Annotated in this window: 17 protein-coding genes and 2 tRNA genes; 17 read left to right on the forward strand and 2 right to left on the reverse strand. The window is 53.5% G+C overall.

The window, feature by feature from the left end; all coding sequences use genetic code 11:
- Nucleotide 1: 1 nt before the first annotated feature.
- From U5L07_16470 to U5L07_16540, 15 genes are all read left to right on the forward strand, one after another.
- Nucleotides 2–1,621 carry a (Fe-S)-binding protein gene (locus U5L07_16470; GenBank protein ID MDZ7833343.1) on the forward strand — a complete coding sequence of 540 codons (1,620 nt, stop codon included), beginning with the start codon at nucleotides 2–4 and terminating at the stop codon, nucleotides 1,619–1,621.
- A complete protein-coding gene (dsrJ, locus tag U5L07_16475) occupies nucleotides 1,614–2,000 on the forward strand; it encodes a sulfate reduction electron transfer complex DsrMKJOP subunit DsrJ (protein MDZ7833344.1) in 387 nt (128 codons plus the stop codon). The genes U5L07_16470 and dsrJ overlap by 8 nt, the downstream gene beginning before the upstream one ends.
- Nucleotides 2,000–2,791 (forward strand): 4Fe-4S dicluster domain-containing protein, encoded by a 792-nt coding sequence (locus U5L07_16480; GenBank protein MDZ7833345.1) that lies wholly within the window; start codon nucleotides 2,000–2,002, stop codon nucleotides 2,789–2,791. The genes dsrJ and U5L07_16480 overlap by 1 nt, the downstream gene beginning before the upstream one ends.
- Nucleotides 2,792–2,799: 8 nt before the next feature.
- On the forward strand, nucleotides 2,800–3,957 hold the full coding sequence (gene nrfD, locus U5L07_16485; protein MDZ7833346.1) for an NrfD/PsrC family molybdoenzyme membrane anchor subunit: 1,158 nt from the start codon (nucleotides 2,800–2,802) through the stop codon (nucleotides 3,955–3,957).
- Between the two features lie 132 nt (nucleotides 3,958–4,089).
- Nucleotides 4,090–4,401: a 50S ribosomal protein L21 gene (rplU, locus tag U5L07_16490; protein ID MDZ7833347.1), complete on the forward strand. Its 312-nt coding sequence runs from the start codon at nucleotides 4,090–4,092 to the stop codon at nucleotides 4,399–4,401.
- Between the two features lie 11 nt (nucleotides 4,402–4,412).
- Nucleotides 4,413–4,667: a 50S ribosomal protein L27 gene (gene rpmA / locus U5L07_16495; protein MDZ7833348.1), complete on the forward strand. Its 255-nt coding sequence runs from the start codon at nucleotides 4,413–4,415 to the stop codon at nucleotides 4,665–4,667.
- Nucleotides 4,664–5,671: a GTPase ObgE gene (obgE, locus tag U5L07_16500; protein ID MDZ7833349.1), complete on the forward strand. Its 1,008-nt coding sequence runs from the start codon at nucleotides 4,664–4,666 to the stop codon at nucleotides 5,669–5,671. Before rpmA ends, obgE begins: the two co-directional genes overlap by 4 nt.
- Complete coding sequence (gene proB / locus U5L07_16505) at nucleotides 5,655–6,806, forward strand: glutamate 5-kinase (GenBank protein MDZ7833350.1); 1,152 nt, start codon at nucleotides 5,655–5,657, stop codon at nucleotides 6,804–6,806. Before obgE ends, proB begins: the two co-directional genes overlap by 17 nt.
- Nucleotides 6,807–6,825: 19 nt before the next feature.
- Nucleotides 6,826–8,082, forward strand: a complete 1,257-nt coding sequence (locus tag U5L07_16510) for a glutamate-5-semialdehyde dehydrogenase (protein MDZ7833351.1) — start codon at nucleotides 6,826–6,828, stop codon at nucleotides 8,080–8,082.
- Entirely contained in the window at nucleotides 8,082–8,762 is a 681-nt protein-coding gene (gene nadD / locus U5L07_16515; GenBank protein MDZ7833352.1) for a nicotinate-nucleotide adenylyltransferase, read from the forward strand. The genes U5L07_16510 and nadD overlap by 1 nt, the downstream gene beginning before the upstream one ends.
- Entirely contained in the window at nucleotides 8,755–9,162 is a 408-nt protein-coding gene (gene rsfS / locus U5L07_16520; GenBank protein ID MDZ7833353.1) for a ribosome silencing factor, read from the forward strand. Before nadD ends, rsfS begins: the two co-directional genes overlap by 8 nt.
- Entirely contained in the window at nucleotides 9,163–10,704 is a 1,542-nt protein-coding gene (gene gpmI, locus U5L07_16525; protein ID MDZ7833354.1) for a 2,3-bisphosphoglycerate-independent phosphoglycerate mutase, read from the forward strand.
- A gap of 23 nt (nucleotides 10,705–10,727) precedes the next feature.
- Nucleotides 10,728–11,276 carry a type I restriction enzyme HsdR N-terminal domain-containing protein gene (locus U5L07_16530; protein ID MDZ7833355.1) on the forward strand — a complete coding sequence of 183 codons (549 nt, stop codon included), beginning with the start codon at nucleotides 10,728–10,730 and terminating at the stop codon, nucleotides 11,274–11,276.
- A 175-nt stretch (nucleotides 11,277–11,451) separates the two neighbouring features.
- The gene (locus U5L07_16535; protein MDZ7833356.1) at nucleotides 11,452–13,710 is read left to right on the forward strand and encodes a HEAT repeat domain-containing protein; all 2,259 of its coding nucleotides are present in this window, start codon (nucleotides 11,452–11,454) and stop codon (nucleotides 13,708–13,710) included.
- Nucleotides 13,711–13,753: 43 nt separating this feature from the next.
- A complete protein-coding gene (locus U5L07_16540; protein ID MDZ7833357.1) occupies nucleotides 13,754–14,782 on the forward strand; it encodes a cyclic nucleotide-binding domain-containing protein in 1,029 nt (342 codons plus the stop codon).
- Nucleotides 14,783–14,785: 3 nt separating this feature from the next.
- Here U5L07_16540 and U5L07_16545 read toward each other — a convergent pair whose 3' ends face one another.
- Together U5L07_16545 and U5L07_16550 are read right to left on the reverse strand one after the other, a co-directional pair.
- Nucleotides 14,786–15,463 carry a zinc ribbon domain-containing protein gene (locus U5L07_16545; GenBank protein MDZ7833358.1) on the reverse strand — a complete coding sequence of 226 codons (678 nt, stop codon included), beginning with the start codon at nucleotides 15,461–15,463 and terminating at the stop codon, nucleotides 14,786–14,788.
- Between the two features lie 52 nt (nucleotides 15,464–15,515).
- A complete protein-coding gene (locus tag U5L07_16550; protein ID MDZ7833359.1) occupies nucleotides 15,516–16,055 on the reverse strand; it encodes a hypothetical protein in 540 nt (179 codons plus the stop codon).
- Nucleotides 16,056–16,310: 255 nt separating this feature from the next.
- Here U5L07_16550 and U5L07_16555 point away from each other — a divergent pair.
- Nucleotides 16,311–16,396 (forward strand) — tRNA-Ser (locus U5L07_16555).
- Nucleotides 16,397–16,408: 12 nt separating this feature from the next.
- Nucleotides 16,409–16,501: transfer RNA gene (locus tag U5L07_16560), tRNA-Ser, on the forward strand.
- Nucleotides 16,502–16,503 lie beyond the last annotated feature (2 nt).

Genomic DNA, 16,503 nt, shown 5'->3' on the forward strand with positions numbered 1-16,503 from the left:
TATGTCAGAAGTCCCAAAACCCGATGAGTTGATTGAGAACATAGATCATACCCCCCCGGAGGAGGAGTGGGAGAAGATTGAGTCCCCCATTACCGAGGGCCGGTTTTCCTATCCGGCCAAAGGCAAGAACTTAGAGGTCATGGAGTTTCGCGCGCCGGGGGAGTGGTCGCCGAAGGATGAAGAGTGGCCCTTGCCGGACAACTGGCAGGAAATTATCCATGAGGGTTTCAAGGAGCGGCTGGAGAAATACCGCTCCCTGAAGGTCTTTATGGATATCTGCGTCCGGTGCGGGGCCTGCGCGGACAAATGCCATTACTTTATCGGCACCGGCGACCCCAAGAATATGCCGGTGGTGCGGGCCGAGCTTTTGCGCTCCATCTATCGCAAGGATTTTACCACCGCCGGCAAGATCCTGGGCTCCATTGCGGGCGGCCGGAGTCTCACCAAGGATACAATCAAGGAATGGTTCTCCTACTTCTATCAATGCTCGGAATGCCGGCGCTGCTCGGTCTTCTGCCCCTATGGGATTGATACGGCGGAAGTGACCATGATGGGCCGCGAGCTTTTAAATCTTCTGGGGCTTAACATCAACTGGATCATGGAGCCGGTGGCCAACTGCTTCCGCACCGGAAACCATCTGGGCATCCAACCCCAGGCGTTTAAGGAAATAGTGGATTTCTTGACCGATGATATCGAGGAGATCACCGGTATCAAGATAAACCCGAGTTTTAACCGGAAAGGCGCCGAAATCCTGTTTATCACGCCCTCCGGCGACTACTTTGCCGATCCCGGAACATATACGTTCATGGGATATCTGATGCTGTTTGAGGCGCTGGGCCTGGATTACACTTTGAGCACCTATGCCTCGGAAGGCGGCAACTTCGGCCTGTTTACATCATCGGATACCATGAAAAAGCTAAACTCCAAAATGTATGCCGAAGCCCGCCGCCTGGGCGTTAAATGGATTCTGGGCGGGGAGTGCGGCCATATGTGGCGGGTGATCAACCAGTATATGGATACCATGAACGGCCCGGCCGATTTTATGGAAGTGCCGAAATCGCCGATCACCGGCACGGTGTTCAACAACGCGGCCTCCACTAAAATGGTGCACATCACCGAGTTTACGGCGGATCTGATCCGGCACAACAAGCTAAAGCTTGATCCAAGCAGAAACGACAGCTACAAGGTCACCTTCCACGACTCCTGCAACCCGTCCCGGGCCATGGGGCTTCTGGATGAGCCCCGTTATGTCATCCAGAACGTATGCAACAATTTCTATGAAATGCCGGAAAACACGATCCGGGAGCAGACCTTCTGCTGCGGCAGCGGTTCCGGCTTAAATAACGAAGAAGTGATGGACCTGCGGTTAAGAGGCGGGCTGCCCCGGGCCAATGCCGTCAAGCATGTGTATGAGAAATACGGGGTCAATATGCTGGCCTGCATCTGCGCCATCGACCGGGCGGCCTTTCCGCCGCTTATGGAATACTGGGTGCCTGAGGTGGGAACCACGGGTGTCCATGAACTGGTGGCCAATGCCCTGGTAATGGACGGGGAAATCGAGCGAACCACGAACCTGCGGTTCGAACCCCTGAAGGAAGAGGAGGACGAATCGGATGAATGATAAGGGAAAAATCATCGTCGGACTGATTATCTTCGTTGCCGTGTTTACATTTCCCTTCTGGTACAATCACGGGTCTGCAACACAGCCGCCGGAGCCGAAGCTGACCGATAAGGCCAAGAAGGCTGAAAAATGCGTTGAAGATACCACCTACATGCGCACCGAACATATGCAGATTCTTGATGAATGGCGGGATACGGTAACCCGCGAGGACAAACGGGTATACGTAAACAAAAGCGGCAAGGAATATATGGCAAGTCTTTCAAACACATGTATGGATTGCCATTCCAACAAGGAAGACTTCTGTGACAAGTGTCACACCTATACATCGGTCGATCCTTACTGCTGGGACTGCCATACCTATCCGGAGGAGAAGAAGTGATGGATGATTCAAGACGAAGCTTTTTAAAATTCGCAGGAATTTCAGCATTGGGGCTGGGTGGGGTATCAATCCTGACGGGTTTGAAGCCGGGAGCGGTCACTGCGGCGGACACCGCGTCCGAGCCTCTCTATAAGAATACGGAAAAGGCGCTGACCGCCGAACGCTGGGGCATGGTGGTGGATACCCGCAAACTGACCCGGAGTCTGTGTGATAAAATGGTGGCTGCCTGCCACAAGACGCATAACGTCCCGGATCTTGACAATGACCGCCATACCATCAAATGGCTCTGGACAGACGGTTTTGAGCACATCTTTCCCATGAAGCATGATCAATATCTGGCCGAGCGGCTGCACGGGCTGCCGATCCTTTCCCTTTGCAACCAGTGCAACAACCCGCCCTGTGTGCAGGCATGTCCAACTCAGGCGACTTTCCAGCGTGAAGACGGCATCGTGATGATGGATTTTCATCGGTGCATCGGCTGCCGGTTCTGCATGGCCGCCTGCCCCTATGGGTCCAGGAGTTTTAACTTCCGGGATCCGCGGCCGGCGATTAAAGAGGAAAATCCGGATTTTCCCACGCGGATGAAAGGCGTGGTGGAAAAATGCAATTTCTGCGCGGAGCGGTTGGCTGAGGGCAAAATGCCGGCCTGTGTTGAGGTGTCAGAGGGTGCTCTGGTATTCGGCGATCTCGAAGATCCGAACTCTGAGATCCGGAAGGTGCTGCGGGAGAACTACGCGATCCGCCGCAAGCAGAGCCTGGGCACGAACCCTTCGGTATATTACATTATATGAGGTAGATTATGCTTGAAAAGGCGCTAAGAGGAAGTAAAGGCTATTGGGTGTGGCTGCTGGCCCTGCTTGCGGTCATCGGGGTTGGCTTCGGGGTGTATCTGCGCCAGCTCAACTTCGGGCTGGGCATTACCGGCATGAGCCGCGATGTATCCTGGGGGTTCTATATCGCCCAGTTTACATTTCTGGTCGGGGTGGCAGCCTCGGCCGTGATGCTGGTGATTCCCTATTACCTGCATGATTACAAGAAATTCGGCAAGATCACGGTGCTGGGCGAGTTTCTGGCCGTCTCCTCGGTGATCATGTGTCTGCTGTTTATTATTGCCGATCTCGGGCAGCCCATGCGGCTGTTCAATGTCTTGATCCATCCCACGCCCTATTCCATGCTCTTCTGGGACATGATCGTCTTGAACGGGTATCTGCTTTTAAATATTGTGATCGGCTGGAACGTGCTGGATGCGGAACGAAATGATGTGCCGCCCCCCCAATGGGTCAAACCGCTTATCTACTTGTCAATTCCCTGGGCCATCAGTATCCATACGGTCACCGCATTTCTTTACTGCGGTCTGCCCGGCCGGGGCTTCTGGCTGACGGCCGTACTGGCCCCCCGCTTTTTGGCCTCCGCGTTTGCCGCGGGTCCGGCATTTCTTATTCTGCTGGCTTTTATCGTTCGAAAGTTTGCCAACTACGATGTGGGGCGCGAGCAGATTCAGACCCTGGCCAAAATCGTCACCTACGGCGCCATTGCCAACATCTTCTTCTTTCTCTGTGAAGTCTTTGTTGCCGTATACAGTCAGATTCCGGAACACACCGCCCATCTTCAGTACCTGTTCTTCGGCCTCGAGGGCCATGGCGTGCTGGTGCCCTGGATGTGGACCTCGATATTTCTGATGATTACGGCCATCATATTGCTGGTAATCCCTGCGGCCCGAAAAAATGAGGCGGTCCTGGGAGTGGCCTGTGTGGCCATATTCGTGGGCATCTGGATTGATAAGGGGCTGGGGATGATTTCCGGCGGATTTATTCCCAATCCGCTTCACCATGTCCGCGAATATGTGCCCACGGTGCCGGAAATCATGATCACCATTGCGATCTATGCCACCGGATTTCTTATCCTCACGATTCTCTACAAGGTTGTTGTGGGGGTTAAGCAGGAAACCGGCGAGTAAGAAAGCTTCGAAACATAGTTAAAGGGTTCATTCTTTGGGATGAACCCTTTTTTTATTGACAAAATAAAAGTTTACTTTATACTTTTCCAGTTTATAATATAAAAGATAATTTTGATTGGAGGATACGATATTATGTATGCGGTGATTGCCACAGGCGGCAAACAATACCGGGTGAAAGAGGGCGACGTTCTCCGCATTGAGAAAATGCCGGGCAACGTGGGTGAGTCACTGGCGTTTGACAAAGTACTTCTTTTGTCAGACGGCAATGAATTAAACATCGGTGAGCCCACAGTGCCGAACGCCTCAGTCAATGCCCGGATTGTGGAGCAGGGAAAAGGAAAAAAGGTCCTGGTGTTCAAATATAAGCGGCGGAAACGGTATCGCCGCAAGCAGGGCCATCGACAGCCGTTTACCGCGGTTCAAATCGACAGTATCGGTCAATAAGGAGTACAACCATGTCACATAAAAAAGCAGGCGGCAGTTCAAAGAACGGTCGGGACAGCAACGCCCAGCATCGCGGGGTCAAGCGCTATGGCGGCCAGAGTGTCAGGGCCGGCAACGTGCTCGTGCGTCAGGTGGGCACCAAAATTCACCCGGGCCAGAATGTCGGGATGGGAAAGGATTATACCCTGTTTTCAAAGATCGACGGCCGGGTTTCCTATGAACGCATGGGCCGGTCCAAAAAGCGGGTGAGCGTCTACGCCGTGTGAAATTCATTGATGAAGCCGTAATTCGTGTCAGCGCCGGAAACGGCGGCCCGGGCTGTGTAAGCTTCAGGCGGGAAAAGTATGTTCCCAAGGGCGGCCCGGACGGCGGCGACGGCGGCAAAGGGGGGGATATCATTATCCAAACCTCGGCGCGCCGGCGAACCCTATATCAATTTCGTTATAAAAAACACTTCAAAGCAGCCAACGGCAGCCCGGGGCAGGGCAAACAGAAGACCGGCAAAAACGGGGAAAATGTCATCATCGAAGTTCCGCCGGGAACCATTGTCCGGGATGCGCAAACCGGCGATTTGATCAAGGATTTTACCCAAGCGGGCGAATCCTTAGTGCTCGCAAAAGGCGGAGTCGGGGGTCGGGGCAACCGGCGCTTTGTCAGTTCCACCAACCGGGCTCCGCGCCATGCCCAACCCGGCCTTGCCGGAGAGACCCATTCCCTTCAACTAGAATTAAAGCTCCTGGCCGATATCGGTATTATCGGCTATCCCAATGCGGGCAAATCAACCTTGATTAGTCGAATTTCTTCGGCCCAGCCCAAGATCGCCGATTACCCGTTCACCACCCTTACCCCTGCTCTGGGCGTTGTGACCCCAAAAAGCGGGGAACCCTTTGCTGTTGCCGATATTCCCGGATTGATCGAAGGCGCCCACCACGGCGCCGGACTGGGCGATAAATTCTTAAAGCACGTGGAACGTACCCGGGTGCTTTTGCATTTAATCGACGCGGCGGCCATAGACCCCGCTGATCCGCTGCATGCATACAACGCCATCAACCGCGAGCTTGACGGGTATCAGCCGGGGCTTTTGGATAAGCCCCAATGTGTGGTATTAAATAAAATGGATCTGCCAAAGGCACAGGATAATGCCGACCGATTTCAGGCGGCCTTTTCCGGCTCCCGGCTTATGTACATTTCGGCTTACACCGGTTACAATGTGTCTGCATTAATTGATCACTTAAACGAATTCATCAATGCGCATGCAGAAAAGCAATAGCCGATCCGCGTATTTCCAAACAGCCCGGCGGGTTGTGGTCAAGGTGGGCAGCAATGTGCTGACCGGACCGGAGGGCCTGGAGCTTTCGGTGATCGCCGCCCTGTCCGATCAAATCAACGGATTGATCCAAAAAGGCATTGAGGTAATCCTGGTCTCCTCCGGCGCCATGGCCGCGGGCCAGAAAAAGATCGGACTTTCCCGCCGGCCGGATGAGATTCCCAAACGCCAGGCCATTGCCGCCGTGGGTCAGGCCGGGTTGATACTGGCCTATGACAACGCGTTTTCCAGGTATAACCGAAAAGTGGCCCAGGTGCTTTTGACCAGCGATGACTTAAGCGGAAGCCGCCGCCGCTATCTAAATGCCCGGAACACCCTGTACACGCTGCTTTCCTGGCAGGTGCTGCCGATTGTCAATGAAAATGACACCGTGGTGGTCGAGGAGATTAAGTTCGGCGATAATGACAATCTGTCCGCGCTGATTACCCTGATGATGAATGCGGACATGCTGATTAATCTGACCGATATTGACGGCCTGTTCACCGCGGATCCGCGAACCCGGCCGGATGCGGAGTTGATCAGCGAGGTCACCGCCATTAACAAATCCATTGAAAAAATCGCCGGCGATATCCCCGGCGCCCTGGGCACCGGGGGCATGATGACCAAAATCCAGGCCGCCCGGAAGGTCACGACGGCCGGTGTTCCCATGGTGATTGCCAACGGCCGGCGGCCGGATGTTCTGGAAAGCCTCTTCAGCGACCCGGCCCGGGGTACGTTTTTTGTGCCGGCCAAGGGTAAGCTCTCCAATCGCAAATGCTGGATCGGCTTTACGGTCAAGCCCAAAGGGGCGATAAAAATTGACGACGGAGCGGTGCTGGCTATCCGGGAAAAAGGCAAGAGCCTTTTGGCCGGCGGGATCATCGATGTTGTCGGGGATTTCGGCGTGGGGGCGCCGGTGGAATTAACCGGTCGGGACGACCAACGGCTGGCCGTTGGCCTGGTCAACTACAGCGCCGGGGATATTAAAAAAATCAAAGGGTTAAATACCTCGCAGATCAAGGCGCGGCTCGGCCACAACCCCTATGACGAGGTCATCCATCGGGACAACCTGACTGTGCTGGATCAGTGTCATATATAAAAGGCCAAGGGAGAGGTAAATGTCAGTAGAAGCGACGATAGTGGAAATGGCTGCATCGGCAAAAGCGGCCGCCGGGGAGCTTGCCCGGTGCCCAGCGGATAAAAAAAATGCCGCGCTCTTAAAGATTGCTGACCAATTGGAAGCCGATGCGGAACGTATCAAGGCGGAGAACGCCAAAGATGTGGCCGCAGCCAGGGAAAACGGGCTGTCCGCGGCCATGATCGACCGCCTGACGGTGACGGATGCGACCGTTTCGGATATGGCCATGGGCTTGCGCGATGTGGTGAAGCTAACCGACCCCGTGGGTACCACGAGTGAGACCTGGATACGGCCGAACGGCCTGGAGGTCTGCCGCATGCGGATTCCGCTGGGCGTAATCGGTATTATCTACGAATCCCGGCCCAATGTAACCGTTGATGCCGCCGGACTATGTCTCAAAGCCGGTAATGCGGTGATTCTGCGGGGCGGCTCCGAGGCCATACATTCCAACCAGGCCCTGGCCCGGACCATCGCCACGGCCCTATCCGATGTCGGGCTCCCGGAAAATTCCGTTCAGATCGTACCGGTCCGGGACCGGGAGGCAGTCAATATACTGCTTCAACAGGAGGCATGTGTCGATCTCATTATCCCCCGGGGCGGGGAGGGGTTGATCCGGTTTGTGGTGGAAAATTCAAAGATCCCGGTACTAAAACATTATAAAGGGGTCTGCCACGTGTATGTGGACAAATCCGCGGACCTTTCAATGGCCGAGGAAATCTGTTTTAATGCCAAGGTCCAGCGGCCCGGGGTCTGTAATGCCATGGAAACCCTTTTGGTTCACCAGGCCGCTGCACCGGATTTTCTCCCCAAAATGGCGGGGCGGTTTGCGCAAGCCGGCGTGGAAATCCGGGGCTGCCCCAAGACCTGTGAGCTGGTTGATCAGGCCAAATCCGCCGAAGAAGCGGACTGGTATGCGGAGTTTCTGGACCTGATCCTGGCGGTCCGGGTGGTGGATGACATGGACGCGGCCATGGCCCATATCGCTGCATACGGCTCCAACCACACGGAGGCGATCGTCACTTCGGATTACAATCGGGCCAGACGTTTTCTCCGGGAAGTGGATGCCTCTCTGGTTTTGGTAAACGCCTCCACCCGGTTCAATGACGGCGGTCAGCTGGGCCTGGGCGCGGAAATGGGGATCAGCACCTCCAAGCTTCATGCCTATGGGCCCATGGGTGTGGATGAGCTGACCACCACCAAATTTGTTGCCCGGGGCAGCGGGCAGCTGCGATCCTGATGGGGACCCTGGTGAAACGGGCCGGCCTGTTCGGCGGAACCTTTAATCCTGTCCATGTGGGCCATCTCCGGGCGGCGGAGGAAGTAAAAAATGGATTTGGACTGGATTATGTCTATTTCGTTCCGGCGGCCCTGCCGCCGCACAAGGATGCGGCGGGCCTGGCCGATGCCCGGGACCGGCAGGCGATGATCGATAAAGCGATCGCCGCCAATCCGGGGTTTTCCCTTTCCAACGTGGAAATCCGGCGCCAGGGCCGATCCTATACCATTGATACGGTAAGGGCCTTTCAGCATGATTCAGCCGGAGATACGGATTATTACCTGATCATCGGCATGGATCAATTTTTTGAAATCAATACCTGGAAAGCATTTGAAGCCCTGTTTGAAGAAATTCCCTTTATCGTCATAACCCGGCCGCCTGAAGCCGGGATTGATCCCTTAAAAAAGTTTGACGCGATGGCCGAACACGCGAGGCACCATGTGGATGGGGGATATCAGCCCAGGGCGGACAGGCTGTGCCTTATCCATGAGACCAAGCAGCCGATCTGGTTCTTCGAGGTCACCCCTCTGGCCATTTCATCCAGTAAAATCCGGGAACTTTCGAGGAACCGGCAATCAATCAAGTATCTTGTAACAGACACAGTGGAGGCATATATTATAGCAAAGGATCTCTATGGATAGGGTACATGAAGACCTGGGCGGGCAATTAAAGCTCTATGTTCAGGCCGCTATGGGAAGAAAAGCCAGGGATTTGCTGCTTTTGGATGTTCGGGAGCTGACCACGCTGGCGGATGTATTCATGCTCTGTACCGGCCGGTCCAACCGGCAGGTCTCCGCGATTGCCGACCATATCCGTCGATTTTTAAAAGAGCACGGCATCCGGCCGCTTTATGTGGAAGGCATGAAGGAGGGCCACTGGGTGCTTCTGGATTACGGCCAGGTGGTCATCCATGTATTTTATGAACCGGTCCGGCAGTTTTATGATCTGGAAAGCCTGTGGGCGGATGCCCGGCCGCTTCCGATTGATGAGATTGTTGAGCAATTGCCGGACGATGATCAAGCCGATGGAGCAGTAATCTAAATGACGTGCATGCTGATGATACTCGATGGATGGGGTCTTGATGCGCCGGGGGAAGGAAATGCCGTGTACATGGCCAACACGCCCTTTCTGGACCGGCTTGCGGCCAACTATCCCCAAACCCGGCTCGCCTGTTCGGGCGAGGCTGTGGGGCTGCCCGAGGGCATTATGGGAAATTCCGAGGTGGGGCATTTAAACCTGGGCGCCGGCCGGGTGGTCTACCAGGTGCTTTTGCGCATTGATATGGCCATCAAAGACGGCTCGTTTTTTGAGAATGAGGCGTTAAACGGGGTCATGGACAAGGTCGCGGCCAATCAGTCCGCGCTCCATCTCATGGGCCTGCTATCAGACGGCGGGGTGCACAGCCAGCTGAACCACTTGTTCGCCTTAATCGATATGGCGGCCGAAAAAGGCCTATCCCATGTCTATATCCACCCGATTTTAGACGGCCGGGATACCCCGCCGGACAGCGGGGTGACCTATATGGAACAGCTGCAACAGCATATCAAAGACAAATCCAATGCCCAAATCGTCACCATCTGCGGCCGCTTCTATGCCATGGACCGGGACACCCGCTGGGAGCGGACGGAAAAAGCCTATCGGCTTTATACCGAGGCGGCCGGGATTTTTGAAACCGATCCGGTGGAGGCGGTGAAAAATGCCTACAGCCGCGGAGAGACGGATGAGTTCGTCGAACCCGTTGCTCTCACCCTGGCTGATGGCACGCCGGTGGCCGCGGTGGGGGATGGCGACGGGGTCCTTTTTTTTAATTTCCGCCCCGATCGGGCGCGGCAGATCACGCGGGCATTTACCGAAGCGGATTTCAAGGAATTTGACCGCAATGTATGGCCGGATCTTTGCGATTATGTCTGCATGGCCCAGTATGATGAAAATTTTACACTGCCGGTGGCATTTCCACCGGTTCATCTGGATCAGATCCTGGGCGAAGTGTTGAGCTATCAGGGCTTTACACAACTGCGGATCGCGGAGACGGAAAAATACGCCCATGTGACCTATTTTTTTAACGGCGGCGAGGAAACCCCGTTTGCCAATGAGGACCGCCACCTGGTGCCGTCCCCGCGGGAGGTGGGCACCTATGATGAAAAGCCGGAAATGAGCGCTTATGAGGTGGCGGATCAGGTGGTTTCCTATCTAAAGATGGAAAAATATGATCTCATCGTCCTAAATTTTGCCAACTTGGATATGGTGGGCCATACCGGTGTTATGAAAGCAGCGGTTAAGGCATGTGAAACGGTGGATCAATGCGTGGAAAAGGTGGTGACCGCCGCCCTTGAGAAGGACGCGACGATACTGGTCACGGCAGATCACGGCAATTCAGAGAAGATGAAAGATGAAAACGGCCAGCCGTATACCGCCCACACCTTAAATCCCGTGCCCTTCATTCTGGTGGCAAATGAGGAAAGCCGGTTCCGGAGCACCCGCCTTAGGCCCGGGGTGCTGGGCGATGTAGCGCCTACCATTTTGGGGATCATAGGCATTGAAAAGCCTGAGAAAATGACCGGCAAAAGTCTGATTGAGAGCTGAAAACAATCCATTAAAGGGGTGCCATGATATCAGATGTGCAAAAACCCTATGAGATGATCACCGATTATGCCACCGGCCGAAAAATTCCGGATATCGGGGCGGAAACGCATCGGCAGACGGTGGAGCGATACCTGCACGAAAAATTAAATTATCCCCTGTCAAGCATCGGGGTGGACGTGCCGCTATCTCTGTCTGTGGCCGGAGAGACGTATGAGACCCAGCTGGATCTTGTGGTAATGGTTTCAGATCAGCCGGTTATGGTGATTAAATGTGCGGCCGGCTCCCTTGAGTCCAGGGAAAAGGAGGTCCTCGCGGCCGCGCGCGTCATGGGATCCGTGCCCGTGCCCTATGCGGTGGTCTCGGACGGGAAAACCGCCATCATATATGATGCGGGCAGCCGGAAAAAAATCGCCGAGGGCCTCGATCAAATCCCGACCTATGAAGCGGCCCGGGAATTTATAAAAACTTACGCACCCGCGCCCATAGCCGAGGACCGGCAGGAGCGGGAGAAAATAATATTTAAATCCTATGACAGCATGAATATGAATGTGCAGCGATTTTTGAAAAAATAACCCCTACCCGCGCCGATGGACCGGCGAAGGTTTCTATCCATTGGACAAGCCCCAACTTCATTTTTAAAACCTTTCTCTTGTAATCCCCTTATCCTTTTGGCATTGCTTTTTGTAGGGGATTAACCGACGGAATTATAAGTCATTGATTAAAATTTATTCCGAATTTTGATTCATTATGCCGGATGCGCAGATACAAAATAAGGCGATTGAGCTAATCAATCATTTAAACGGCGCAATTACCAATGTGCGCCTTTATCCGCCGCAAAGCGCCATGATCGTCCGCTCCGTTGACCGTTTAAACGCCACGCTGGAGGCCCTCCTGGCGGATACGCCGGCCATTATTTATGCAGAATCCGAAAAAAACCTCCTGATCCAGGGGGCGCCGCTGCCTGAAAAAGAGCAGAAAAAGCCACAGATTCAATCCTTTTTGACCATGCTGTTAACCATGGGAATCAGAAGTTTAAGCTTTGAGCGGGGGGTGAGCGGAACGGAACTTAATGAATTTGTACAGCTGCTCGGTAACCCGCCGGCGGACCGGGAAATCGCCGGTGAGTTAAAAGAATTGCTCGCCCAGCGCCAGATCAAGCATATCCTGATCGATGAAAAGATTTATGTGGAGCGGGGTGCCGGCCAGAGCATCCTCTCTGAAATGGATATCTCGGATGAGGATATTGCCCGGGCAGTTTTCGGTGAGGAATCGGTCTCCGAGGAGGCCATGGATACCCTGCGCGAACTGGCCAGGCAGCCTGAATGGCTCTCCCGGGTCTTTCAGAGTGGTGTCAAACAGGCCGTGGCATCCGAAGAGCAGATGCGATCCGACCTTTCAGAGCGGTTTTCCCAAATGATCGATGAGCTGGAGGCCTTCTCACCGGTGGATCGGCAGGACATTTCCCAGGCCATTATCGAGGCCATGGCGGAAATGGATGACAGTGTGCTCCAGTCCCTCTTAACCCAGAATTTAAATACCATATTCGGCAAGCAATTTTTTGAAGAGATTGCCCGGAGCCTGGATCAGGACACATTTAACCGGCTTATGGAAAGGGTTGAGGAGATGATCCAAACCGCACCGGCAGATGCGGAAAAAAGCCTTAAAAAAGCACTGCAGGAATTAAAGGCCGCGGATCATGCCGGAGACAGCCAATATAGCGAGGCGCTTGAAAAAGAACCCCGTCCCGACTCAGAAGAAGCTTCCAGGCCCGGCCCGCAGCCAGCCGCTGAAGCCGGGGTCGAGTCCGCCAAAGAAAACGTCAAAACCGCTTTAAATCAGCTTTTAAAAGGCGATGTCGAGGTCCTGCCCCGGCTTACGCTGATGGCCGGAATCAACCAGGCGGTTGAAAAGCTTGCCGCAGGCGGCCGGGCGGAAACGATCAACGCGCTTTTTGATCGGCTCATGCAGGGCCTTGAAAGCAGCCACCCAGATGTTAAAGCTGGCGCCGCGGAGATGATCGCCAATATGGATGAGCAGCTGGCGGCAAATGATCGGCTGGCGGAGCGAATCGAATGGTCTAAAAAACTTTCGGAATGGATCAAGCAAGAGGCCGAGATTAGCGCGGCATTTGAAACCGTGAGCCGTGAGCTTCAGGAGATATCCGAAACCCTGATCCGGGAAAACCGGGCAGAAGACGCCGCCCATATTCTGGAGGCTTACCAGTTTTTAGCATCCGGGAATTTATCCAGGGATCAGGCGATTCAGGCGCTGGCTGCGAATATGTTGCAAAATATCGCTACAGACGATATACTTGATCTGTTATTAAAAGAAAAGGTCAAGGAAGGCCAAAAGGATGGCGAGGCGGATATTTATAGCCTGGTGATCCTGGGCACCACGACCATTGAACGCCTGTTGGATCGGCTGCGGGACAGCCATAACCGGCAGGAGCGTAACCGGATCGTCCAGGTAATTTCCCGGATCGGCGAACCGGCGGTACAATCCGTGGTGGAACGCCTTTATCAGGAAGGCCCGTGGTATTACATCCGCAACCTGGTTTTGCTGCTCGGGCGTATCGGCGATGCAAGCCACCTGGAGCTCCTGGAGAGTTTTTTATCTGCCTCGGATTTCCGGATACAGCGGGAAGCGGTGCTGGCCATTCAGAATCTTGGCGGGGAAAGGGCCGGCAAGATTCTGTTAAATCGACTGGATGCCGTCTCTGACAGCGTAAAGAGTGTAATCGTTTCGGTTTTGGGGCTTATGAATTATCGGGAAGCCCTGCCGTATTTGACAATGTCATTGGAAAACCGGAGTCTGGGGCAAACCAGAGAGGCCACAGCGGCAATAAATGCCAAAATCTGTGAAGCCTTGGGCCAGATGGGGGATGCCAGGGCCATACCAGTGCTTGAAAAGGTAATTCAAGCCCGGAGTTTTTTGGGGCTCAAGACCTATGATCCAAAAGTTAAGGCAGCGGCGGAAAAGGCCCTGGCCAAAATCAGCCGCAAATGATTGGCCGTTGACAGCCAAACAGATTTTTAACAGGAGGGTTTGAATGCAGTCAAGCGAGCGATCGCAGCAGGAAGCCAAGGTGGATCAGTATGTGGCGCAAAACGATACAGCCTCCGCGATAAAGCTGTTATATGATTTGATTACCGAATATGCCAAGGAAAAGAATTTCGAAAAAGCCGAAGCCCTGCATAATAAAATGTATGAAGTCGATCCCATGGCACTGACTGAAATTGTGCGCTCCAGCGATATCATTGAAGCGGAAAAAAGTGAAACGCTGGACCCGGAGCATCTGGAGCTGTGGTCGGATTTATATAGTCGGCTAAACACATCGGAAGCCAATGCCCTGTATTATTCCATGAAACCGAAGACATTTGAGTCCGGCGAGACGATTATGGAGCAGGGTCAGTTAAACAGCCGTTTGTACTTTATCCTAAGCGGGGAAGTCAACGCGCTCTATACCCGCGGGGATACCGAGGTGTTGTTTAAAACCCTTTATTCCGGAGAGCTCCTCGGACAGTCCCCGTTTTTTTCTGCCACGGTCTGCACGGTCACCATGAATGCATTTACAAGGGTTAAGGCAAGCTTTCTGGAAAACAGTGTATTGAAACAATGGAAAGCCGATGTGCCGGCGCTTGAGGCCAAACTCTATGACTACTGCGTAAAAAAAGACAGGGTCAAACAGGAGCTGGAAAACAAAAAGATGGAGCGCCGTACGGACAAACGCCTGGAATTGACCGGCCGGCTCTCCTTGCAGTTGCTTGATAAAAGCGGAAATCCTATGGGCAAAGCTTATAAAGGCGAAATTGCCGATATTTCCGTCGGCGGCCTCTCTTTTGTGGTGAAAAGCTCCAAGGAAGAAACCCTTCGCCTGCTTCTGGGCCGCCCGATTCTGGTGAGTTTCGATCTGCCGCTTAATTCGGGAGGCGCCCGCCCGGTCAGTGAAAAGACGACCATTATCGCGATCCAATCCATGATTTTTGACGATTATTCCATTCACGTCAAGTTTCAGAGCAAAAAACCGCAATCATTTATTGACGATATTGACCGAAGCCGGGCGGTGCAGCCGGCTTAATCCCTATTTGCCGGCCACCTCCTTGCTGCAGTGCTTGCAGACCTTGGCCCGCTTTTTGATGATCTCGGCACAGAACGGGCATTCCCGGGTGAAATGGCGCTGGTGGATTTTATCCACCGTCTCATCCACTTTCTCCTGCAGAACGGGGTTGCCGAATTTGTGATTGGTGATCAGTTCAATGGCGTCCAGACCGCCCACATCCGCCGCTATTTCAGCTGCCTTCAGCCGCACCCGGGCCGGCTGCGTCGCATCCATCAGCATTTGCATGACAGTGACTTCATCTTTTGATACATAGCATTCCGCCAGAATGGAAAACCCTTTCTTGGTGCTCTCTTTCAGGGCCTCCCGCTCCGCCATCACCTGTTCATCGATGACCTGCCCCTGCCCGCCCATGGAGCTGAAAACCGGCATGGCTTCAAAATTTTTGTCATTGGGGCTTTTAATGCATCTGTAGGATGCCCGCTGGGCAAAGTTTTCCCACAGATTTTGCCATCCGTTGATATATAAGGGGCATTCATCATTAAAACAGACATACATATACGGTGAATCCCAGCCCAGTCCGTCACTGAAAGCCACGGGCGGCACTTCCCAGACCTCCATTTCCTTCCCGCAGTGGGGGCAGATCGGCTTTACCTGGTCAATGATTCGTTCCAGAACCTGCTCTTTTGTCTCAAAATTCATTTGAATTCTCCTTTATTGGCCACCTGATGGACAAAATCCTCAGGGTTTCGGGTTATTTAGTGCTGTCTTTGTCTTCGTCATCATCCTCATCGCTTTCTTCACTGTCAAACAAATCCAGCGACCCCTCCTCGATTTCAGAGACATCGCTGCTGTCCTCATCATCGGCACTGTCAACTTTTTTGTCTTCCGCGCTATCCGAGTCTTCGGCGTCCTCGTCGTCTATATCATCATTTAAGAGCTCATCCAGGGCCACAGACTCATCTTCCTCCGCCGCTGACCGGGCTGCTTTTTCCTTCTTAAGGGCATCAATGTCATCGAATGCGATTTCAATGGATTCCTGATCCCCCTGGTTGAACAGCTCAATCACGGAATCGGCAATTTTGTCGGCATATTCGGCCACCGGATACAGATTCGGCGTGCGCAGGGTTTCGATCAGTTCATCTTTTCCCTCGGATACCGCAGTCTTGATTTTGTTGCCGTCATAGGCTTCTTCGCAGACCAGGGAAAACACGTCTTTGTCAAGTTCCGCAAATTCCTGAATGGTCACCTGCTGCGTTTTTGGGTCTTTGGTGACTAAGTACTTCTGCTTCATCCGGGGTCTCCTTCAAAAAATATGCCGTATTGGTTGCAATACGGCGAATTGATTGTTAATTTTAAATTCACATAAATCCTTTAATATCGATATAATAAGGCAAAATCAGGAGATGTCAACATCTCTGTCGATCACCGGGAATGGGTGAAACCGGAGGCCGAAAAACCTTTCCCGCTGATTTGAGAAACGGCAAAACCGGATAAAATAAAATATTGACGTGGATTTTCGCCTTTTGTTATATCAGCTTTGACAATCGGAGGGATGGCCGAGTGGCTTAAGGCGGCGGTCTTGAAAACCGTTGAGCGAAAGCTCCGTGGGTTCGAATCCTACTCCCTCCGCCATATTATGCATGCGGAGAGATGGCCGAGCTGGCTGAAGGCGCTCGCCTGCTAAGCGAGTATGGGGGGAAACCTCCATCGAGGGTTCGAATCCCTCTCTCTCCGCCATA

This window comes from Desulfobacterales bacterium, assembly GCA_034520365.1.
Taxonomy (GTDB): domain Bacteria; phylum Desulfobacterota; class Desulfobacteria; order Desulfobacterales; family Desulfosalsimonadaceae; genus M55B175.